Raw genomic sequence first — 21,657 nt, forward strand, 5'->3', positions numbered from 1 at the left:
AATGCAGGAGTAGGACAATGGCAAATCGTATTTTCATTTCGGCCTTCGCGCTTGCCGCGTCGGCCATGGCTTTTTCGGCGCCGGCGACGGCGCAGCTGCTCGGTGGTAGCGGCGGCCTCGGCGGCGGCCTCGGCGGCGGTCTTGGCGGCACGCTCGGCGGCACCCTCGGCAACCCGACGGGTCCGATCGGCGGCACGCTTGGCGGCGCGGGCGACCTTACGGGGTCGGGCCGCGGCGAAGCAAAGGTCGATCGGCGGTCGGGCCGCGTCGAAGGTCGCGGCGGCGCCGATGCACGCGGTAAGGGTTCGGCCAATGCCGGCGGCGATCTGCTCGGCAGCACGCTGGGCGGCAATGCACAGGGTTCGGGCCGCGCCTCGGCCGACGGCAGCGTCGGCGCGCAGGCCGTCGGCACCGACTTTGCCCGCGAAACCGTTGGCGGCACCATCGGAACGGCGCGCGGCGCCGCCGCCACTGCCACCGGAACCGCGCAGGGCGCGGCCGGGGCTGCCCGCGACCGGGCAGGCGGTGTGCTGTCGAACGTCTCCGGCAGCGCCAGCGCCGCAGGTTCGGCCGCGGGCGGCTTTCAGGGCAGCCTGGGCCAGCTTGCCGCGGCGGGCAGCGGTGCGGCCAGCGGCAATGGCATGTTCGCGGTCGCATCGGGGATGCCCGTCACCGATCCGCGCGGCAATGTCATCGGTCATGTCCATGACGTGCGCCAGACGGGCCGCGGCGTCGTGCAGGCGGTGACGGTCGAGGTCGGCGATCGCCTTGCGACTCTTCCCGCTGCCAGTTTCAACGGCGCGGGCAATGCGCTGATCACCGGGATGACCAAAGGCGAGATCAAGGATGTCGCCAAGGGGCAGGAAGCCGGACAGCCGGCCCCCGGCCTGCTGGGTTCGGTGGCCGGAACGGGTGCCGGAAACGGCGCGTTTCAGGGCAGTCTTGGCCAGCTCGCCGCCGCCGGTAGCGGCGCCGCCAGCGGCAACGGCATGTTCGCCGTTGCGTCGGGGATGCCCGTCACCGACCCGCGCGGCAAGGTGATCGGTTATGTCCACGGCGTGCGTCAGACGGGTAGCGGCGTCGTCGAGGCGGTGACGGTCGAGGTCGGCGATCGTGTCGCGACGCTGCCCGCCGCCAGCTTCGCCGGTTCGGGCGATGTGCTCGTCAGCGGCATGACCAAGGGCCAGCTCAAGGATACCGCGAAGGCGCAGGAGGAAGCGGGATCGGCCGGGCAGCCCGCTCCAGCGTCGGCCAAGCCCACCGCGCCGTCGGGACAGCCCGCCGCCGCGCAACCGGCCTCGGGTCGGCAGTCAGCGGGCGGACGTCCTCACGAACCGCGGAATCACGTCCGCAACAACTGACGTTGGCTCTGGATAAGGATCGGGGCGGGCCGCCATGCGGCCCGCCCCTTCGCGTTGGCGGAGCGCCGTGGCGGCCGGCATGATCGTCGGCGCGGGACGGACGTGCTCCATTATGGCGCCATCGCTGTCATTGTTGGGCTGTCGCGTGCGCTCGCCGGGCGGCTAGCATCGGCGGCATGACCGGCGATGACGGCCACATCCACCTGATCCTTCCCGACCCGGTCGAGCGCGCCGCCTGTTTCCGCGTGCTCGCAGCGGGGGCGGCGCGCGTCGTGCGCAGCTTTGCGAGCGGCGACGACTGGCTCGCGGCGGGCGATGAGGAAAGCTGCGGCGTGTTGCTGCTGCGCTGGGACCAGCCGGGAACGGTCGATGGCGCCGCACTGCTCGCCCATGTCGCGGCGCGCGACGGTATCGCCGCTTTCGTCGCCGCCGAACGGCTGAGCATCGCCGAATCGCGCGCCATCCTGCGCGGCGGGGCGCGCGACCTCCTCCCCGCACCACTCGATCCGGGGCTCGTTCGCCGTGCCGTCGACGCGGCGCTGGCGGAGCGCGGGTCGTGGCTAGCGGCGCGCGCGCGCCGCCGCGCCGCCGAAGCGCGCCTCGCCGGGCTGACACCGCGCGAGCGGGACATATTGGACGGTATCGCTGCCGGGCTCGGCAACAAGGCGATCGCACGGCGGCTCGATCTCAGCCCGCGCACGGTCGAGGTCCACCGCGCGAACATCATGCGCCGGTCGGGGGCGGGCAATGTCGCCGAGCTGCTGCATCTTTGCTTCACCGCCGATTATGCGCGCGCCGCTCCTGTCGATCCGGTCCATTTCGGCGCATGATGGGGGCGCGGTTGCGGCCTGATCGCGCGCTGGCGCGCTATAAGGGATATGAACGGCATCCCGCCCCTGTGTTGGTCCCCATGGGCGCCGCCGTTCATTCGGGCGCGGTCAACCCCACCTGACCGCGTACGCACGAAAGGGCCGGCAGCGAATAATCGCTGTCGGCCCTATTTGTCGCCGGTCACAAGCGCGCGCTGCTCGGTGCGGCCCATCGACAGCAGAATTGGGTCCGACGCCTGCCGCGCCATGAAATCGGCCTTGCTCTTCATCCCCTGCCATTCGATCCCGATCAGCGCCTGCGCGATCGCACCGCCCAGCGTGTCGCCGGGGCCGGGCAGGATGATCGCCTGCGGCGCGAACTCCTTGACTGCAACCTGGACCGAAAGCGCGAAATCATAGGGCGCGAGGATCTGGTGCCCAAAGCTATAGTCCCACATTTGCAGGGGGTCGCTCGAAAAGCGCCGCCAGATATGACCGCGGCCGTCGACCATCGGGAGCGCGGGGCGCGCGAACAGCGACGGCGGCAGCTCGGCCTTCGCTTTTTGCGAGCTGCCGGCCATCAGCGGTGTGTGAAAGGGGCCGTGGCCCGCGAGCCGCAACGGATCGCGCCCCGGCGTCGGCGGCGCTTCGGCGAGCAGCGCGGCGAGCCCTTCCTCATTGCCCGCAAGCACGAGCATACCGGCGAGGTCGATCGACAGCGCAAGCGCGTGATCGGCCCGTGCGTCGATCGCGGCCACCATGTCGAGCAGCGTGTCGCGCAATCCCGGCACGGGCCGCCAGTCGTCATCGACGACCTGCATCAGAATCTGTCCGCCCGGTCCGTGCGTCTGGCTGTTGAGGCCCATGGCATTGGCGATGCGAAAGCCGTCGGCGATCGACACTGCGCCGCCCAGCGCCAGCGCGCTGTACCAGCCCATCGAATTGCCAAGCGTCGCGGCGATGTCATAGGCCTCGCGGTCGATGCTGAGATAATCGAGCGCGGTCGCGGTGTAGATCAGCGGCGCCGCCACGTCGCCGCGCATATGCGTCGCGACGCTGAAGCGGTCGGCGCCGTCGAGTTCGGTGACGGTCGGCTGGCCGCGGTCGCGGCGCTCCGCATCGAAACCCGCGATGGCGTCGGCGAACCGCTGACCGTGCAACCGCGCGATGCTGCCCAACTCGCTCTTGCCATAGGTGCCGCGGCCGGGCGCGACGACGATGGCGGTCTTGCGGCCGCTCATGCCAAGAGCTCCTTCGCCGCCGCAACGATACTGTCGCGGCTCGGCAGGGTCAGCGTCGCCGCCTTGCCTAGCGGGATGAAACTGTCGTCGGCGGCGATGCGCGCGAATTTTTTGTCGGGTGTGCGTTCGGCAAAGGTCGCCATCAGCGCCTCGCTCTGTGATCCCGTGATGCGGCATTCGTCGACGATCAATATGCGCTTGGCATCGCCGACCGCGACAACCAGCTTTTCCTCGTCGACCGGTCCCAGCCAGCGCAGGTCGATCACCCGAGCCTGGATGCCATCGGCCGCCAGAAGCTTTTCGGCCTGGCGCGAGAGATAATATCCGTTACCATAGGTGACGATCGCCAGATCGGTGCCGTCGCCATGAATGCCGACATCGCCGAGGCGGATCGGCGTCCCCTCGCCCGGCGCTTCATAAATGCTGGTCCACAGGCCGTCGCCTTCCTCGTGCAGGTCGCGCGTCATATAGAGGGCGATCGGCTCGACAAAAACGACGACGCGCTGTTCCTCGCGCGCCAGCCGAACGCATTCGCGCAGCATCGCCACCGCATCGCGCCCGTTCGACGGTACCGCGAGGACAAGGCCCGGAATGTCGCGAAAGACGGCCAGGCTGTTGTCGTTGTGGAAATGCCCGCCAAAGCCCTTTTGATACCCCAGCCCCGCGATGCGGATGACCATCGGGTTGGCGTACTGGCCGTCCGAAAAGAAGCTCAGCGTTGCGGCTTCGCCGCGGATCTGGTCCTCGGCATTGTGGACATAGGCGAGGAACTGGATTTCGGGCATCGGGACGAAGCCATTGTGCGCCATGCCGATTGCGAGCCCCAGGATGGCCTGTTCGTCGAGCAATGTGTTGATCACGCGCGCCGATCCGAAGCGCTGGTGCAGTTTCGCGGTGACGTTATAGACCCCGCCCTTGGGCCCGACATCCTCGCCCGCGACGACGATTTCCTTGTGCGCGAGCATCAGGTCGGCGAGCGCCCAGCTGAGCAGCCGCGCCATATGCATCGGCTTGTCCATCTGACCCCAATCGCTGCCGAACATCGCCTTGCGGTCGTCGTCCGCAGGGCTGTTCGAGCGCGCGACATCGCGTTTCGGGGGAACCAGGCTGGCCATCACGCCCGCCGCGGTCGTGATCTTGGGCCGCAGAATCGCGGCCTCCGCCTGCCGCGCCAGCGTGGCGCCGATCTCGTCATAAGCGCCCGTGATCTCCGCCGCGCTCATCCACCCCTGTTCGATCATCAGCGCCGCGCCCTTCAGCAGCGGATCGCGCGCCTCGTCGGCTTCGATCAGCGCCTTGGGAAGATAGGCACCCTGCACGTCGGACCCCGCATGGCCGTAAAGCCGCACCGTGCCCATGTGCAGGAACACCGGCCGCCGCGTGCGGCGTGCATAATCGGCGGCTTCCTTTGCGCCCCTGTACGCCGCGGCGAGGTCGGTGCCGTCGCATTGGATGTAATGGAGCCCGGCGCGCTGGCGGAACTGCGCCTCGATCCATCCCGCCGGAGTGCGCGTCGAAATGCCGATGCCATTGTCCTCGCACAGAAAGACGAGCGGCATCGGGGTCCCCTGATGCGCCGCCCAGCCCGCGGTGTTGAACGCGCCCTGCGCGGTCGAATGATTTGCCGAGGCGTCGCCGAAACTTGCAAGCACCACGGCGTCGCCCGGCAACGGCAGATCGTCCATGCCCAGCCGCCGCGCGATGCCGATCGAGAAGGCGGCGCCGACCGCCTTGGGCAGGTGCGAGGCGATCGTCGAGGTTTGCGGCGGGATATTGAGCGGTTTCGACCCGATGACCTTGTGCCGCCCCCCCGAAATCGGGTCTTCGCTCGACGCGGCAAAGCTCAGCAGCATGTCCCATGTCGGCGTTCCGCCGGGACGCTGCCTTGCGCGGTGGAGCTGAAACGCGTTCGAGCGATAATGGAGGAACGCCATGTCGGTGACGCGCAGCGCCGCGGCGACCGCGGCATTCCCCTCATGCCCCGACGAGCCGATCGTATAAAAGCCCTCGCCGCGCGCCTGGAGCGCGCGCGACAGCCGGTCCATCTGGCGGCTCGTCAACTGCGACAGGAAGATATCGGTGGCGTCGGCGCGCGACAGGCCGATGGCGCCCGGATCGGGGGCGTCGCCGCGGCCGGGCAATCGCCCTTCGGCCAGCGCCGCGAGGAATTTTTCATGTACCGCCTGCGCCGCGTCCACCCGACTCTCCTCTCCTTTGGCCCCTCGTCTGGCCACTGGTTGCCATCGTAACCAACCGGCCGACCGGACCGCGCGCTATAACGGGGTCGTCCGGCGCGCAAGCATCTCTTGCCTTGCTCTGCTCGCTCGCGCTACCAAGATCGGCGATGACCGTGTGGGGCGAAATTTTCTTTTCGGCATGACAGCCACAGGGATCGCCCAGACGTCGGCCGCCGCCGGCCCGGCGAGCGCCGGAGGATCGGAGGGCTGGTTGCTCGATCCCGAACTGATCGATCCCGCGTTCAGCCAGACGGTCGCCGGGGGAGAAATCCAGACCGCTTTTCCCCCGCCGCCACCCCCGCCGACCCCGCCGCCCGAATGGCTGACATCGCTGTTCGATGCGATCGGGCGCTTTTTCGACTGGAGTACCCCTGCCGCAAAGCCATTGATATGGATCGCCGTGGCGCTGGTTGCGCTGTTCCTATTGTATCGTTTTGTTCCCGGTTTCGCGCGCTGGGTCGACGCGTTGCGCTTCCGCCGAAGGCGCGGTGAAACCGATGCGGATGACGGGGCGGCCGAGGTCGAGGCAGGGGCCGCGCGCGCCCTGCTGGCCGAGGCCGACGCGCTCGCCGCTGCGGACCGCTTTGCCGAGGCGGTGCACCTGCTTCTCTATCGCAGCGTCGAGGATATCGAGGGGCGTCGCCCCGGCCTCGTCCGGCCCGCGATGACGTCGCGCGATCTGGCCGAGGCGCACGACCTTCCCCCGGCGGCGCGGCGCGCGTTCAGCCGCATCGCGCGCGCGGTCGAGATCAGCCTGTTCGGCGGGCGCGCGGTCGACGCGAGCGCCTGGGACCAATGCCGCAGCGCCTATACCGATCTGACGATCGCAAGAAACTGGGCGCGCACATGACCGGAACGGGCGCCGTCAGCGACCATGGTTTCAATCCGCGGCTGATCGCGGCAGTGGTCGCGATCGGCGTCATTGCCTTTATCGCGCTGTGGGCGCTGATCGCGCTGGGGCCGCAGATCGGTGGCGGCAATGACGGCGGCGGGCACGCGCTGTCAAAGGCGGCGCCGGGCTATGCCGGCATCGTCGATCTGGCTGAACGCGCGGGGGCTGAGGTCGAACTGCGCCGAAAGGTCGAGCCGACCTTTCATTATGAGCATGACCCGCTCCTTATCCTGACCCCGACGGCGCGCACGCGGACCGAGGAGATGCGCGAGCTGTTGACCGCGAATGGCGACACGCCGATACTTGTCATCCTGCCCAAATGGTCGGCCGGTCGTGCCGATGCCAAAGCACCGAAACCCGGCTGGGTCGGCAGCGGCATCGCGCTTCTGCCGCCGATGCGGCTGCTGCCCGAGGATATTTTCGGCCCCGTCAGGATGGGCCGGGCGCGCTGGGGCAATGACGATGCGCGTGGCCGCGTCGGCGCGCGCGCGATCCGCTTGGTCGAGCCAGGCCCGCTCCACACGATGCGCGGTGCGGGCCTGGAGCCGTTGATCGTCGCATCGGACGGATCGGCGCTGCTCGCGCGGGTACGCGATCGCAACCTTTATGTTCTGGCCGATCCCGACCTCGTCAACAATCTTGCCTTTGCCAGCCGTGACAAGGCCGCCGCCGCGGCCAATCTCATCGATGCGATCGCCGAGGATGCCGGTGCCGATGCCCTGGCGTTCGACCTGACGCTGAACGGCTTTGGCGCGCAGCGATCGCTCCTCCGCTTCGCCTTTGTCCCGCCCTTCATCGGCATCACCCTCTGCCTGATCGCGGCGGGGCTTTTCGCGCTGTGGCAGGCGTGGGCGCGCTTCGGTCCCGCGATCCGCCCCGGGCGCGCGATCCCGGTGTCGAAGGCGGCGTTGATTGCGAACAGCGCCGACCTCATCAAACAAGCCCGCCGTGAGATCGACGGCGCCGGCGCCTATGTGAAAAGCCAGCGCAGCGCGATCGTCCGGCGGCTGCACGCGCCCGCCGGACTGAGCGATGCCGAAACCGACGACTGGATCGATCGGCACCAGCGCGGCGGCGGCGAATCTTTTTCGGCGCTCGCGCGGCGTTTGCCGCTGGCGCGGAGCACGCACGAATTTCTCAGCGACGCACAGGCGCTGCATGCCATTAGAAAGGATCTACTCCGTGACAGCTAATCCTGCCGCTCCAGGCGTTGAAAGCGTGGCGGCCCTCGGCGCCGCGATCGAGGCGGAGGTCGCCAAGGCCGTGTTCGGGCAGGAAGCACTCACGCGCATGGTGACGATCGCGCTGCTCGCGGGCGGGCATGTGCTGCTCGAAGGGCCGCCCGGCACTGCCAAGACCCTGCTGGCGCAGGCTTTCGCACGCGCGACGGGGCTCGATTTCGGGCGCATTCAATTCACGCCCGATCTGATGCCCGGCGACATATTGGGGTCCAACCTCTTCAATTTCCAGACGTCGAGCTTCACGCTGACCAAGGGGCCGATCTTCACCGAACTGCTGCTCGCCGACGAAATCAACCGCACGCCGCCCAAGACGCAGGCCGCGCTTTTGGAGGCGATGCAGGAACGCCGCGTCACCATCAACGGCGAGCCACATGCCATGAGCCCGCGCTTCACGGTGCTCGCGACGCAGAATCCGATCGAGCAACAGGGCGTCTATCCGCTGCCCGAGGCACAGCTCGACCGTTTCCTGTTCAAACTGGTCGTCGATTACCCCGCCGCCGACGAGGAACGCCGCATCGTCGCCGACCATGGCGGGCGGTTCAAAAGCCCCGCGATCGGCGATTTCGGCGTCGCGCAGGTTGCCGATGCCAAGGCGATCGGCGACGCAATCGATGTGATCGCCACCGTTCGCCTCGCCGATGAGATCGTCGATTATATCGTCCGCCTCGTCCGCGCGACGCGCGAAAGCGCCGACCTTGAATGCGGCGCCAGCCCCCGCGCCGCAACGCTGCTTGCGCGCGCGGCGTGTGCGGCGGCGGCGCTCGACGGGCGCGACTATGCGATTCCCGACGATGTCCAGCGCCTCGCCGGGGGCGTTCTGCGCCACCGCGTCATCCTGTCGGCCGCGGCCGAGATCGAGGGGCGCAGCGTCGAACAGGTCGTCGCCGCGCTGCTCGAACGCGAGGAAGCGCCCCGGTGAGCGGAACCGGTTTTCACGGCGTCATTGCGAGCGCAGCGAAGCAATCCAGAGCGGCTTGCCCCGCCCCGGATTGCTTCGCTGCGCTCGCAATGGCGGAGGAAATGCTCGGCGGGCTACTATGATCTATCCCACCCGGCGCGCGATCTATCTGCTGCTTGCCGGCGCCCCGCTGGCGCTCGTGCTCGGCCTTGTCCGCCCCGATCTGTGGCTCGTCGCACCGGGCTGGATCGGCGTGATCCTCGCCTGCCTGATCCTCGACACGCTATCGGGAGCCAATCCGCGCCACCTGACGCTCGACGCGCGCTTCCCAACGCAGGCGGGCGTCGGCGATTCTTTCGAGCTGTCGCTCGCCGCGCACGGCCGGAACGTCCCGCCGCGCGCTGCGTTTGCGCTGTCGCTCGACGAACGACTCGCCGACGGCGGGCGGCTGACGGGCACGATGCGCCGTACCGGCGGCGCGCTCGTCGGCACCGTCGCGCTTGCCGCGTCGCGGCGCGGGCAGGCGGGAGTAGAGGCGCTCTGGATCCGCTGGGCGGGGCCGCTGGGACTGGTATGGAAACAGCGCCGGTTCCGGGTCGACGGCGCGGTCGACATCGTGCCCAGCCTGCGCGCCGTGACCGAGGCGGGCAGCCGCCTGTTTCAGCGGAACAGCTGGTTCGGCCTTCGCCAGCAGCGGTTTCGCGGCGAAGGCAGCGAGTATGAGGCGCTCGCCGAATATCAGCCGGGGATGGACCGGCGGTCGATCGACTGGAGCGCGTCGGCGCGCCACGTCAAGCTGCTCGCCAAGGAATATCGTGTCGAACGCGACAATCGCGTCGTGCTGGCGATCGACGCGGGGCGGACGATGGCCGAGCCCGCGGGCGGGATGCCGCGCGTCGACCGCGCGGTGGCGGCGGCGCTGTTGCTCGCCTATGTCGGGTTGAAGCTGGGCGACCGGATCAGCTTCTTTTCCTTTGCCGCCAAGCCGCAGGCGCTGACTCCTGCCTATATGCATATCCAGGATTTCCCGGCGCTTCAGCGCGCGGCGAGCCGGATCGACTATGCGCCTGTCGAAAGCAATTTCACCCTCGCGCTGACCACGCTCAGCGCGCAGCTCAATCGCCGCTCGCTCATCATCCTCTTCACCGAATTTGCCGACGCAACGAGCGCCGACCTGATGATTCGCGCCGCCGGACGGCTGGCAAAGAAGCATCGTCTGCTGTTCGTCGTCTTGCGCGATGAGGAGGTCGAGGCGGAGGAACGCCGCCACCCCGAAAGCGCCGCCGACATCACGCGCGCGAATGTCGCCGCGGCGATGCTCGCCGACCGCCAGCTCGTGATCGCGCGGCTGCGCCGCCTTGGCGCCGATGTGATCGAGGTGCCCGCCGACGCGATGGGCGCGAGCGCGGTCGAGGCTTATCTCGGCATCAAGCGGCAGGGGGGGCTGTGATCCCGCCGCCGCCCGTACCGCGCGCGACCGGCGCACCCGGCTTCTCGGCGAGCCGCTTCCGCGCCGAGCGCGAGGCCGACTGGATCGCGTTCGACCGCCTGCTCACCCGGCTGGAGAAAAAAGGCGCGAAGGGCCTGTCGAGCGAGGAGTTGCTGCAACTGCCCATACTCTACCGCGCCACGCTTTCGTCGCTATCGATCGCGCGCGCCACCAGTCTCGACAAGGCGCTGCTCGACCATCTCGAAGCGCTGTCGATCCGCGGCTATTTCCTCGTTTATGGCGTGCGCGAGAGTCGCTGGGCCCGCCTCCGCCGCTTCTTTCTCTACGACTGGCCCGCAGCCGTGCGGGCGGTGTGGAAGGAAACGATCGTCATCGCGCTCATCATCCTGCTCGGCGCGCTCACCAGCTATTCGCTCGTGTCGAGCAATCCCGAATGGTATTATAATTTCGTCGACGAAGGCATGTCGTCGGGGCGTGACCCGCGCGCGAGCGCCGAATATCTGCAATCGACGCTGGGGCACGGCAAGGAGGCGGCGGGCAAGGGCGAAAGCGGCCTCCACATCTTTGCGACCTATTTGTTCACGCACAACAGCCGCGTGTCGATCCTCTCCTTCGCGCTCGGTTTCGCCTTTGGCGTGCCGACGATGATGCTCGAATTTTACCAGGGTATCGGGCTCGGCGCGATGATGGCGGTTTTCGCGGGCAAGGGGCTGGGTTTCGATTTCGGCGGCTGGCTGTTCATCCACGGCACGACCGAGCTGTTCGCCGCCGCACTGTCGGGCGCCGCGGGGCTGCGCATCGGCACCGCCGTGGTCTTTCCCGGCGCGCGCGGGCGGTTGGAGGCCGCGGCGGCGGCGGGGCGGACCGCGGGCAAAGTGATGGTCGGCGTCCTATTGATGCTGCTCGCCGCGGGCCTGCTCGAAGGATTCGGGCGCCAGCTGATCACCGACACGATGCTGCGTTATGCGATCGGCTCGCTCATGCTGCTGCTCTGGCTCGCCTATTATTATATTCCGCGGCGCGGGGATGCGGCATGACCGCGGCGTCGGCCCATGCGAAGGCGCGCGCCGCCCGCGCGAAAAAGACCCGCCAGTTCGTTACGCCCGAGGGCATCGACCTTGAACTGCGCATCGCGGGCGCGGGGATGCGTTGCGGCGCGCTGATCATCGACCTGTTCCTCATTCTCGCCGTGCTGGTCCTTTTCACGCTGTTCATGCTGTGGGTCGGCATCGCGTCGCAGTCGGACCTCACCGTCGTCGTGTGGATGCTCGGCGCCTTTGTCCTGCGCAATTTCTGGTTCATCGGCTTCGAGCTTGGCGCGCGGGCCGCGACGCCGGGCAAAAGATTGATGGGGATTCGCGTCGTCGCGCGCGACGGTGGGCGACTCACCGCCGACGCGGTGGTGGCGCGCAATCTGATCCGCGAGCTCGAACTCTTCCTGCCGCTGATGATGCTCGGCGCCGGCGTTGCCGAGGACAGCGTTTCGGGATGGATCATACTCGCGGGCGTGCTCTGGTCGCTTACGCTCAGCCTCTTCCTGCTGTTCAACCGCGACCGGATGCGGATGGGCGATCTGATCGCGGGCACCTGGGTGGTGATGGCCGAGCGTGCGAAGCTCAACGCCGATATGGCGACCCAGGCCGATGAGGAGGGGATCGCCTTCACCGACGCCGAGCTTGGCGTTTACGGGATTTTCGAATTGCAGGAGCTGGAACGCGTGCTCCGCCACCGCGACCCGCGTGCGATGCGCGAGGTCGCCGACACGATCCGCGCCAAGATCGGGCGCCCCGTTGCCGAAGAGGATGACGTCTTCCTGCTTTCCTATTACCGGCAATTGAAAGCGCGGCTCGAACGCGGGCTGCTGTTCGGCAAGAGGCGAGAGGATAAATATGCCAGCGACTGACATGAATGTGACCGAAGCGCTCCACATGCGCCGGTCGGTGCGCGCCTTCACCGACACGCCGGTCGACCCCGCGCTGCTGAAGGATATCTTCGCCGCGGCGCAGCGCGCGCCGTCGGGCGGCAATCTTCAGCCGTGGCAGGTGACGGTGCTGACCGGCGAACCGTGGCAGGCGGTTAGACAAGCGGTCGCCGCGCGCATCGCGATGGGGCGCGAGGGGCAGGAGCCCGAATATGACATCTACCCCCCCGCGCTGACCGAACCCTGGACCGACCGGCGCTTCGGCGTGGGAGAGGCGCTCTACGCCTCGCTCGGCATTCCGCGCGAGGACAAGCGCGCGCGGCTCGCTCGGTTCATGGACAATTACCGGGGTTTCGACGCACCGGTGATGCTTTTCCTCCATTGTTCGCGCATCATGGGGCCGCCGCAATGGGCCGACATGGGCATGTGGCTGCAATCGGTGATGCTGCTGCTCGTCGAACATGGCCTCGCCAGCTGCCCGCAGGAATGCTGGGCGATGTATGGCGCGACGGTGCGGCGCACGCTGGGGCTGGACGATGGGCAGATTTTGTTCACCGGGCTTGCGATCGGCTATGCCGATACCGATGCGGCGGTGAACCGGTGGCCGGTGCCGCGCGCGCCGCTCGACGAAGTGATCGACTGGAAGGGATTTTAGGGGATGGCGAGGTCCGGCTTTGGTTATGCGATGACGGCGGCGCTGGCGCTGACGATTGCGGGCTGTACCGCAATCCCGACGCCCGAAGCGCCGCCGCCCCCGCCGCAGCCCGCGGCGCCCGCGCCGACACCCGCGCCGCTGCCTACGCCGACGCTCGGCTGGGAAGACCGCGCGGTCGATCGCGGCGCGTGGCGTTATGACGTACCTAGCCGCACCGCTGCCTTCGTGCCCACGGGCAGCGCGAACCCGCTGCTGACGATGGCGTGCAGCGGGGGCGGTATTCGCATGACCGCCGCGCTTTCGGGCAATGTCAGCCTGCGCACGAGCGCGGGCACCGACCAGATCCGCTTCGACGGCGGCGGTGCGGCGCTGCCCAGCCGCGACCCGCGGCTCGACCGCATCGCCTTCAGCCGCGGGCGGTTCGCACTGGAAGCACCCGGCGGCGGCGCGCTGACCTTGCCCGTGCAGTCGGAGATCGGGCGGGTGATCGAGGATTGCAGGGGATAGGGAGCCGGCTTTGGGATGGGGAGCGGACTTCTTCAGGTCCGTCATCCCGGCGAAGGGTGTTCAGAGGCACGTGACTCTGAAACACGATCTCATCCTAACGGTTTGCCGCACCGGCGAGATCCCGGCCTTCGCCGGGATGACGATAGAGTTGAGGGCGGCTTCCGGTCGAAAGCGGTTCAATCGTCGGCGGCGTCGGCGGGGGCCTACCCCCCCAACCGCACCGTTCCGCCCTTGATCCAGCCCCAGCGGCACGGGCCCTGATATTCGCGCGCGTTTTGAACCGACTTGCCGACGCCGCACATGTCGGGATCGGTGCCGGGGGCTGAAAAGACGATGCCGAACCAGGCGTCATTCTCCGCCGCTTCGCACAGCGAGACGCGCGCGCCGCCGGCGAGTCTCGCCTTGACCGCGCGCGTTTCACCCGGCGCCCAATAGACGTCGGTGCCGCCGTCTTTCACCCGGCTGATGCTCGAACAGGCAGGCAGGCTCGGCCCCTCGGTGCCGATCATCACCGCGCGCGTCGCGAGCGGTTCGCCCACGACGTCGGGGGCATTGTCGGCGGGCGGGGCGGGTTGGCTGCACGCGGCGAGCGCGGCTGCCATGACCGCGGCAAGCGGGAAAACGAGACCTTGTTTCATGCGCCGAAACTAGCCGCCGCAGCGCGGGCGTGCAATGTTCGTCGCGACATGGCGCAGAACCGCATTTTCGCTTGGGTTCTGCGCCCTTCGACCCTATATAATCGATATGACAGACACGCCCGAAAACAGCGCGCCCGAAGGCGCCTCCAAGCAACCCAACGCCAATGCCTATGGCGCCGATTCGATCAAGGTATTGAAGGGGCTGGATGCCGTGCGCAAACGGCCGGGGATGTATATCGGCGACACCGACGACGGGTCGGGTCTGCACCATATGGTGTTCGAGGTCAGCGACAATGCGATCGACGAGGCGCTCGCGGGGCATTGCGACCTCGTCCTCATCACGCTGAACAGCGACGGATCGGTCAGTGTCGAGGATAATGGCCGCGGCATTCCGACCGGGATCCACGCCGAGGAAGGCATTTCGGCGGCCGAGGTCATCATGACCCAGCTCCACGCCGGCGGGAAATTCGAAAACACCAGCGACGACAATGCCTACAAGGTGTCGGGTGGCCTGCACGGCGTCGGCGTCTCGGTGGTCAACGCGCTTTCCGAATGGCTGGAACTGACGATCTGGCGCGACGGCGAAGAACATTGGATGCGCTTTGAACATGGCGATTCGGTCGCCCCGCTGAAGGTCACGGGGCCCGCCCCCGCAGGCAAGAAAGGCACGCGCGTGACTTTCATGGCGTCGACCGAGACGTTCAAGAATGTCACCGAGTTCGATTTCGAGAAGCTCGAGCATCGTTATCGCGAGCTCGCTTTCCTCAATTCGGGCGTGCGCATCAAGCTCGTCGATGCGCGCCATGCCGAGCACGAGACGCACGACCTTTTCTACGAAGGCGGGATTGCGGCGTTCGTCAAATATCTCGACCGCAACAAGAATGCGCTGCTCCCCGACCCGATCGCGATCAGCAGCGAGCGCGACGGCATCGGTATCGACGTCGCATTGGAGTGGAACGACAGCTATTACGAAAATGTCCTCTGCTTCACGAACAATATCCCGCAGCGCGACGGCGGCACGCATCTGGCGGCCTTTCGCGCCGCGCTGACGCGCACCTTGAACAGCTATGGCGAAAAGTCGGGGATGCTGAAGAAGGAGAAGGTCAGCCTGACCGGCGACGACATGCGCGAAGGACTGACCGCGATCGTTTCGGTCAAGCTGCCCGATCCCAAATTTTCGTCGCAAACCAAGGACAAGCTGGTCTCTTCCGAAGTCCGCCAGCCGCTCGAAAGCCTGATGGCCGACCGGATGACCGAATGGCTGGAGGAAAATCCGGCCCATGCGAAGGCGGTGATCCAGAAGGTGATCGACGCCGCTGCCGCGCGTGAGGCCGCGAAAAAAGCGCGCGAACTGACGCGGCGCAAGGGTGCGATGGACATCGCCTCGCTCCCCGGCAAGCTCGCCGACTGTCAGGAACGCGATCCCAGCAAATGCGAGCTTTTCCTCGTCGAAGGCGACTCGGCAGGCGGATCGGCGAAGCAGGGGCGCGACCGGCATGTGCAGGCGATCCTGCCGCTGAAAGGCAAGATTTTGAACGTCGAGCGCGCGCGGTTCGACCGGATCATCTCGTCGAAGGAAGTCGGCACACTGATCCAGGCGCTCGGCACCGGAATCCGCGACGAATTCAACATCGAAAAGCTGCGCTATCACAAGATCGTGATCATGACCGACGCCGACGTCGACGGCGCGCATATCCGCACACTTTTGCTCACCTTCTTCTATCGCCAGATGCCCGAGATCATCGAGAACGGGCCTCTCTATATCGCCCAGCCGCCGCTCTATAAGGTCGCGAAGGGGCGGAGCGAAGTCTATTTGAAGGACGACAATGCGCTCGAAAATTACCTCGTCGATGCGGGGATCGATGCGCTGCTGCTCGAAACCACGGGCGGTGCGCGTTCGGGCGCCGATCTGCGTTCGCTGATCGACCATGGCCGCCGCCTGCGCGCGCTGATGCGCTATGTCCCGCGCAATCTCAACCAGGGGCTTGTCGAGGCGCTTGCGCTGACCGGCGCGCTCGATCCCGATCTCGACGCTGCGGGGCGTCACAGCGCCGCGGCGACCGCCGCAAGCTGGCTCAATGCCGCCGAGCGCGCCCTGACCGGGGGTGGCGAGGCCGTTTGGACGGTCGATGCGGTCGAGGGCGGTGGGTACACGCTCGAACGCCGTTGGCGCGGCGTGAGCGACCATCATGCGATCGATGCCGCTTTCCTGGCCAGCCAGGAGGCGCGCCGGATGCACAAGCTCGCCGCCGAGCAAGCCGACACCTATGCCCGCCCCGCGCGGCTGGTAAAAGCGGGCGCCGCCGCCGCCGAGCCCGAACCCGTCGAGGGCGAGGACGGCGAAGCGGCCGTCGGAGTCGCGGGGGCGAAGGCCAATCCGGTGACGCGCCCGTCCGAACTGCTCGACGCGATCTTCGCGCACAGCCGCAAGGGGCTCGCGATCAGCCGGTACAAGGGGCTGGGCGAAATGAACGCCGAGCAGCTTTGGGAAACGACGCTCGATCCCGCCAACCGTTCGCTGCTGCGCGTCGAGGCCGAACAGGCCGACGTCGCACACGAAATCTTCGAACGACTGATGGGCGACGAGGTCGAGCCGCGGCGCGATTTCATCCAGACCAACGCGCTGTCGGTGGCGAATCTCGACGTCTGAACGCACGTTCGGCCGCAAATCGGGTTCCGTTTAACGCGCGGCGGCTTGCCTTGCCGCGCGGCGGCTGCTTTGGGCGCCTCCTCTGACAAGGGGATGTGCCATGCGGGCCGTTTCAGCCATGCTGCTTCCGCTTCTGCTCGTCGGTCCGGCGGCGTCGCAGGAAACCGAAATCGCCGAAAATCCGATCGCCGAGCTTGTCCAGGAAAGCGAAATCGACGGCGGGATCGCAAGCTATTATGGCAATGAACTTGCGGGCAATCGTACCGCCAGCGGCGAAACCTTCGATCCCGGCCAGCTGACCGCCGCGCACCGTACGCTGCCTTTCGGTACGATGGTTCGCGTGACCAACGTGGCGACGGGCGACAGCGTTGTGGTGCGGATCAACGATCGCGGACCCTTTGCGCACGGACGGGTGATCGACGTGAGCCACGCCGCGGCGCGCGAGATCGGGATGCACCGCAGCGGCACCGCGCGGGTGAAACTGGCGCTCCTCGCCGACGATTGAGGGCGGATGGCGGCTAGCGACCGAAAGCTGCCCTCAACTCTATCGTCATCCCGGCGAAGGCCGGGATCTCGCCGGTGCGGCAAATCGTTAGGGTGAGATCGTGTTTCAGAGTCACGTGCCTCTGAACACCCTTCGCCGGGATGACGGAATTGAAGAAGTCCGCTTCCCACCCCAAAGCCGTCTCCCGGCCTATTGATACTCGACCGTTACCGGAATGCGTCCGCGATAGTCGCCGTCGTCGAGCGCGGCGACCTGCAACCGGCCACCGAAACGGAATTGCAGGCGGCCGTCGGGGCCAAGCCGCGGCGCCGCGCCAAGGTCGGTGACAAGGCCGGTGACGCGAGCGGTGCGGCCGCGGCCGCTTTCGAGGTCGACGCTCGCGGGCAGGATCACGCGTACTTCGGCGCCGGGTTCGCCGCGCACGCTCACAGTGCCCGACAGCGCAAAACCGCCAAGGTCGACGACATCGCCGCGCAGCCGCCGCGCGCCCGATACGGGATCGACCTCGACCTCGCCGCCCATCGCGCCGACCGCGATGCGGCCCATATCGAGCCGCGTTTCGATCTCGATGCGCAGCGGCATTTCGCCCTTTCGCGCCGTGGAAATCGCTGTGCTCTCCTGCGCGCAAAGCAGGCATTGTGCGGCGGCCGGCGTAACGCCGGGCACGAGGGCCGCCAACAGGAAAAGATAGGGTTTCACGCGTTATCCATGCCCCAAACGGCGTTAATTCGGCGTAAAGCCCCGGAGCGGGCTGCCCCCCTTGTTGCGGTGCGGCGCCGTCCCGATATTATGACGGACAAGGGCCACACGCCCGCTGGAGATTCCCGATGACCGATCCGAAAACCAACAAGCCGCTCGATCCGATGGCGCACCATGTGCTGCGCGAAGGCGGCACCGAGCGCGCCTTTACGGGCAAATATACCGATCACAAGGGCGACGGCATCTATCGCTGCGCGGGATGCGGCGCGCCGCTGTTCGACAGCCGGACCAAATATGACAGCGGGTCGGGCTGGCCCAGCTACACCGCGCCGGCAGGCGCGGCGGCCGTAAGCGAGCATCGCGATAGCAGCCACGGCATGATCCGAACTGAAGTGCGCTGCGCGGCGTGCGAAGGCCACCTCGGCCACGTCTTTCCCGATGGCCCCGGACCGACGGGTCTGCGCTACTGCATCAACAGCGCGGCGCTTGACTTCGCGGAGCGCTCGCCGGATGAGGCGTCAACCGGCGAAGGCTGACCCCTTCCCGGACTGACGCATCAGGGGCGCAGTGAGGGAAGGAATACGGGCTTTGCGCCGCGAGAGACAGCAAGCTTCGTCGAATAAATCGCCATCATCCCGCAAGCGCACGTCCGGTGGTGAGCCGCCGCGCTGGCGCCTGTGGTTGCGCCGAATCTTTCGCTGGAGCCTCGGCCTGGCGGTCGTCGGCCTCGTTGCGCTCGCCGTGGCGGTCGGGATCGCCGTGCAGCGCATGCCGAGTTTCGAGGAGCTCAAAAAGTCGCCTGCGGGGCAGACGATCCGTGTCCGCGCCGCCGACGGCACCGTCTTTCTGTCGCTCGGCCCCAATTACGGCCGCTGGCTGTCGCTCGGCGAAACGCCGCAGGTGATGCAGGACGCGATGGTCGCGGTGGAGGACCGCCGCTTTCGCTATCACCCCGGGCTCGATCCCGTCGGCATGACGCGCGCCGCCGTCTTTGCGGTCCAGCACTACGGCACCGGGCGGCGGATGCAGGGCGCCTCGACGATCACCCAGCAGCTGGCCCGCAACATCTTCCTGTCGAACAGCTATACCTGGTCGCGCAAGATGCGCGAAATGATCCTCGCGCTCGCGCTCGAATGGAAATTCTCGAAGGACCAGATCCTCGAACTCTATCTCAACAAAGTGTATTTCGGCGGCGGCAGCTATGGCATCGACGCCGCATCGAACAGCTTTTTCGGGCATAGCGCGACCGAAATGTCGCTGTCCGAAGCCGCGGTCGTCGCCGGGCTGGTCAAGGCGCCGTCGCGCTATTCGCCGACCGCCGACGCACAGGCCGCGCTTGGCCGTGCGGGGGTCGTGCTCGACGTCATGGTCGATGCCGGGGTGATCAGCCGCGCGCAGGCCGACGCCGCCGAACCCGCCAATGTCCAGCTGGCGAAGGAACAGGGACAGAATAGCGCACGCTATTTCACCGACTGGGCGCTGCCGCAGCTCGACATGCTGATCGACGAGGGCAGCGAGGCGCTCGACGTCTATACGACGATCGACCTTGGGATGCAGCGCGCCGCAACCGCGTCGATTCAGGCGAACACGCCGGGCGGCGTTCAGGGCGCGCTCGTCTCGCTCGACCGCGACGGCGCGGTACGCGCGATGGTCGGCGGCCGCGATTATGTGACGTCGAACTATAATCGCGCGACGCAGGCGCTGCGCCAGCCCGGATCGGCGTGGAAACTCTTTGTCTATATGGCTGCGCTGGAGGCGGGGTATAAGGTCGATGATCCCGTGGTCGACGAGCCGGTGACGATCAACGGCTGGTCGCCCCGCAACTCGTCGGGGCGTTTTGCGGGCACGATGGATTTGCGCAGCGCCTTTGCCTATTCGGTGAACACCGTCGCCGCCAAGCTGGGCGACGAAATCGGCTTTTCAGCGGTCGCCAACATGGCACGGCGGTTCGGCATCACCACGCCGGTCAACACCCATCCGTCGATGGTGCTGGGCAGCGCCGAAGTGCGCGTGATCGACATGACCGCCGCTTTCGCTGCGGTGGCGCGCGGCGGCGTGTCGGTGCAGCCCTATGGCATCACCAAGGTGACGACCGCGAGCGGCGAGCTGCTCTATCAACGCCCTGCCGAACGCGGCAGCACGTTGGTCGACCATTGGGTCGCGGCGGGGATCACCGACCTGCTCCAGACCGCGGTGAACACGGGCACCGGGCGCGCGGCGCAGATCGGCCGCCCGGTCGCGGGCAAGACGGGCACGACGTCGAGCAACAAGGACGGCTGGTTCCTCGGTTTTTCGAGCGGGATCACCACCGGCGTGTGGATGGGCCGCGACGATGCGAAACCCGTCGGCGGGCTCCAGGGCGGCCGCGCGCCGGCCAAGGCCTTTGCCGACTATATGCGCGTCGCCGTCGCGCGGCGCCCGGTCGAGCCTTTCGATACCGAGGTGGTGCTGCCCGAATGGCAGCTCGAGGATGAGGACGAGGCCTATCTGGGCGAACCGGGTGAGGACGGGCTGTTCGTCGACGAAAACGGGATGCCGATCGAGCTGCCGTACGACAGCCGCCCGCCCGAACAATCCGACACGCCGCCGCCCCCCGCCAACGAAGGCCCGGTGCTCGACCAGCAATGGATCGAGGAGCAGACCGGCCGCCGAACTCCCCCGGGTGGGGCCGCCGCCGCAGCGCCGCGAAACGGCAGCCAGCCCAAGATGATTTCGGCGCCCAAGGCGCCGCCGCCGCCGGTCCGGATCGCACCGCCGCGCCCGGGGCCCGCCGAGCCTGCCGATTGACCCCGCTCAGGGCCTGAAGCGATAGCGGTGCAGTGCGCGCCCTTCGCGGCGCAGCCACCCGCGCGCCGCCGCGACGTCGCCGTCGTGCAGCCGCTCGACGAGCGCGTGAAAGGCCGGGCCATGGTCCATGTGGCGAAGATGCGCGACCTCGTGCGCGACGGTGGCGCGGCGGACATGATCGGGCGCCATCACCAGCCGCCAGCTGTAGCGTAGGTCGCCGCCCGCCGTGCAACTGCCCCAGCGGCTGCGCGGGTCGCCGACGCCGACGCGGCGGACGGCGAGCTCTGCGGCTTCGGCGATGTCGCGGCTCTCGCGTTCCATCAGCGCCAGCGCCTCGCCCTTCAGCCAGCGCTCGACGCGGCGGCCGACGCCCTCGGCCGGACCGCCGACGCCGATCGCGCTTTCGCCCAGACGAACGGCGCGCGGTGCGGTCGGCGACCAGTCGATCCGCCGCTCGATCCCGCGAAAGGGGATCGCCGTGCCGGGGCCGACGAGCAGCGGCTTGATCGCCTTGCCGATCTGTTCGGTGAGCCACGCCTGCTGTTCGGCCGCCCATTTGATCGCCGCCCGCTCGCTGGCGCGGCGCGGAACGGTGAGCCGGAGCTCGCCGCGGGCGCCGTCGAAAATCAGCCGATAGCGGCGCGATTGCGCGTGACGGACGACCCGCACCGGCCAAGCCTCGTCCCCGACGCGGATATGCGGTCCGTCCGCCGCGGGGTCAAATGACGCGTTCGACAAGATGATTCTCGAGCGAACCGGCGACATCCTCGCTCACCGTCCAGCCGACGATCGATTCGCCCGCGCGATGGACCGCGGCGCGATCGCCGCACACCAGATAGTGCCACTCGGGCAGCGGCTCGCCCGCGGCACGCAGGCGATAGGCGCAGGTTTGCGGCAGCCATTCGATGTCATCGACCTTGGCGCGGGTCAACGTCAGGCAATCGGGAACGTGGCGGCGGCGATGCTTGTAGTCGCCGCAGCGCGCGGTCGAAAGGTCGAGCAGGCGGCACGCCACATTGGTCGGATAGATGCGCCCCGTATCCTCATCCTCCAGCTTGTGCAGGCAGCATTTGCCGCAGCCGTCGCACAGCGCCTCCCATTGTCCCGCGTCGAGGCTGGCGAGCGGCGCTTCCCAGAAGGGGCGCTCCGAAGTCGCCCCCGCCATC

20 protein-coding genes are annotated in these 21,657 nt (G+C 67.7%); 14 read left to right on the forward strand and 6 right to left on the reverse strand.

Annotated elements, in window-relative coordinates; translation table 11 throughout:
• Positions 1-17 precede the first annotated feature (17 nt).
• Together RIA72_RS08730 and RIA72_RS08735 are read left to right on the forward strand one after the other, a co-directional pair.
• Positions 18-1,361 (forward strand): hypothetical protein, encoded by a 1,344-nt coding sequence (locus tag RIA72_RS08730; protein WP_350031789.1) that lies wholly within the window; start codon positions 18-20, stop codon positions 1,359-1,361.
• 176 nt (positions 1,362-1,537) lie between these two features.
• The gene (locus RIA72_RS08735; RefSeq protein WP_350031790.1) at positions 1,538-2,191 is read left to right on the forward strand and encodes a response regulator transcription factor; all 654 of its coding nucleotides are present in this window, start codon (positions 1,538-1,540) and stop codon (positions 2,189-2,191) included.
• A gap of 167 nt (positions 2,192-2,358) precedes the next feature.
• Here the strand turns inward: RIA72_RS08735 and RIA72_RS08740 are convergent, their stop codons facing one another.
• Entirely contained in the window at positions 2,359-3,411 is a 1,053-nt protein-coding gene (locus RIA72_RS08740) for an ACP S-malonyltransferase (RefSeq protein WP_350031791.1), read from the reverse strand.
• A complete protein-coding gene (locus RIA72_RS08745) occupies positions 3,408-5,609 on the reverse strand; it encodes a dehydrogenase E1 component subunit alpha/beta (protein WP_350031792.1) in 2,202 nt (733 codons plus the stop codon). Before RIA72_RS08745 ends, RIA72_RS08740 begins: the two co-directional genes overlap by 4 nt.
• Positions 5,610-5,787: 178 nt before the next feature.
• Between RIA72_RS08745 and RIA72_RS08750 the strand changes: the two genes are divergently transcribed.
• The 8 genes from RIA72_RS08750 to RIA72_RS08785 all read left to right on the forward strand — a co-directional run bounded on the left by RIA72_RS08750 (position 5,788) and on the right by RIA72_RS08785 (position 13,212).
• A complete protein-coding gene (locus RIA72_RS08750) occupies positions 5,788-6,498 on the forward strand; it encodes a DUF4129 domain-containing protein (RefSeq protein WP_350031793.1) in 711 nt (236 codons plus the stop codon).
• The gene (locus RIA72_RS08755; protein ID WP_350031794.1) at positions 6,495-7,733 is read left to right on the forward strand and encodes a DUF4350 domain-containing protein; all 1,239 of its coding nucleotides are present in this window, start codon (positions 6,495-6,497) and stop codon (positions 7,731-7,733) included. Before RIA72_RS08750 ends, RIA72_RS08755 begins: the two co-directional genes overlap by 4 nt.
• A gap of 97 nt (positions 7,734-7,830) precedes the next feature.
• Positions 7,831-8,700: an AAA family ATPase gene (locus RIA72_RS08760; RefSeq protein WP_502957948.1), complete on the forward strand. Its 870-nt coding sequence runs from the start codon at positions 7,831-7,833 to the stop codon at positions 8,698-8,700.
• A gap of 118 nt (positions 8,701-8,818) precedes the next feature.
• On the forward strand, positions 8,819-10,129 hold the full coding sequence (locus RIA72_RS08765; protein WP_350031795.1) for a DUF58 domain-containing protein: 1,311 nt from the start codon (positions 8,819-8,821) through the stop codon (positions 10,127-10,129).
• Positions 10,126-11,166 (forward strand): stage II sporulation protein M, encoded by a 1,041-nt coding sequence (locus tag RIA72_RS08770; protein WP_350031796.1) that lies wholly within the window; start codon positions 10,126-10,128, stop codon positions 11,164-11,166. The genes RIA72_RS08765 and RIA72_RS08770 overlap by 4 nt, the downstream gene beginning before the upstream one ends.
• Positions 11,163-12,032, forward strand: coding sequence for an RDD family protein (locus RIA72_RS08775; protein WP_350031797.1), 870 nt, complete (start codon positions 11,163-11,165; stop codon positions 12,030-12,032). Before RIA72_RS08770 ends, RIA72_RS08775 begins: the two co-directional genes overlap by 4 nt.
• Positions 12,019-12,705: a nitroreductase gene (locus tag RIA72_RS08780; protein WP_350031798.1), complete on the forward strand. Its 687-nt coding sequence runs from the start codon at positions 12,019-12,021 to the stop codon at positions 12,703-12,705. Before RIA72_RS08775 ends, RIA72_RS08780 begins: the two co-directional genes overlap by 14 nt.
• Before the next feature lie 3 nt (positions 12,706-12,708).
• The gene (locus tag RIA72_RS08785) at positions 12,709-13,212 is read left to right on the forward strand and encodes a hypothetical protein (protein ID WP_350031799.1); all 504 of its coding nucleotides are present in this window, start codon (positions 12,709-12,711) and stop codon (positions 13,210-13,212) included.
• A 203-nt stretch (positions 13,213-13,415) separates the two neighbouring features.
• On the opposite strand, the gene RIA72_RS08790 is transcribed toward RIA72_RS08785, so the two are convergent.
• The gene (locus tag RIA72_RS08790) at positions 13,416-13,850 is read right to left on the reverse strand and encodes a hypothetical protein (protein ID WP_350031800.1); all 435 of its coding nucleotides are present in this window, start codon (positions 13,848-13,850) and stop codon (positions 13,416-13,418) included.
• Positions 13,851-13,956: 106 nt separating this feature from the next.
• Between RIA72_RS08790 and gyrB the strand changes: the two genes are divergently transcribed.
• Together gyrB and RIA72_RS08800 are read left to right on the forward strand one after the other, a co-directional pair.
• On the forward strand, positions 13,957-16,500 hold the full coding sequence (gene gyrB, locus RIA72_RS08795) for a DNA topoisomerase (ATP-hydrolyzing) subunit B (protein WP_350031801.1): 2,544 nt from the start codon (positions 13,957-13,959) through the stop codon (positions 16,498-16,500).
• A gap of 100 nt (positions 16,501-16,600) precedes the next feature.
• The gene (locus tag RIA72_RS08800) at positions 16,601-17,005 is read left to right on the forward strand and encodes a septal ring lytic transglycosylase RlpA family protein (protein ID WP_350031802.1); all 405 of its coding nucleotides are present in this window, start codon (positions 16,601-16,603) and stop codon (positions 17,003-17,005) included.
• A gap of 189 nt (positions 17,006-17,194) precedes the next feature.
• On the opposite strand, the gene RIA72_RS08805 is transcribed toward RIA72_RS08800, so the two are convergent.
• Entirely contained in the window at positions 17,195-17,704 is a 510-nt protein-coding gene (locus RIA72_RS08805; protein WP_350031803.1) for a DUF4402 domain-containing protein, read from the reverse strand.
• A 128-nt stretch (positions 17,705-17,832) separates the two neighbouring features.
• Here RIA72_RS08805 and msrB point away from each other — a divergent pair, with 128 nt between their 5' ends.
• Together msrB and RIA72_RS08815 are read left to right on the forward strand one after the other, a co-directional pair.
• Positions 17,833-18,240, forward strand: a complete 408-nt coding sequence (msrB, locus tag RIA72_RS08810; RefSeq protein WP_350031804.1) for a peptide-methionine (R)-S-oxide reductase MsrB — start codon at positions 17,833-17,835, stop codon at positions 18,238-18,240.
• A 232-nt stretch (positions 18,241-18,472) separates the two neighbouring features.
• Positions 18,473-20,491, forward strand: a complete 2,019-nt coding sequence (locus RIA72_RS08815) for a transglycosylase domain-containing protein (protein ID WP_350031831.1) — start codon at positions 18,473-18,475, stop codon at positions 20,489-20,491.
• Positions 20,492-20,497: 6 nt separating this feature from the next.
• Here the strand turns inward: RIA72_RS08815 and RIA72_RS08820 are convergent, their stop codons facing one another.
• Both RIA72_RS08820 and RIA72_RS08825 read right to left on the reverse strand, forming a co-directional pair.
• Positions 20,498-21,229 carry a M48 family metallopeptidase gene (locus tag RIA72_RS08820; protein WP_350031805.1) on the reverse strand — a complete coding sequence of 244 codons (732 nt, stop codon included), beginning with the start codon at positions 21,227-21,229 and terminating at the stop codon, positions 20,498-20,500.
• Complete coding sequence (locus RIA72_RS08825) at positions 21,210-21,656, reverse strand: YcgN family cysteine cluster protein (RefSeq protein WP_350031806.1); 447 nt, start codon at positions 21,654-21,656, stop codon at positions 21,210-21,212. Before RIA72_RS08825 ends, RIA72_RS08820 begins: the two co-directional genes overlap by 20 nt.
• Between the last annotated feature and the right edge of the window lies 1 nt (position 21,657).

The organism is Sphingopyxis sp., from assembly GCF_040216815.1.
In the GTDB taxonomy this organism is placed as follows: Bacteria; Pseudomonadota; Alphaproteobacteria; order Sphingomonadales; family Sphingomonadaceae; genus Sphingopyxis.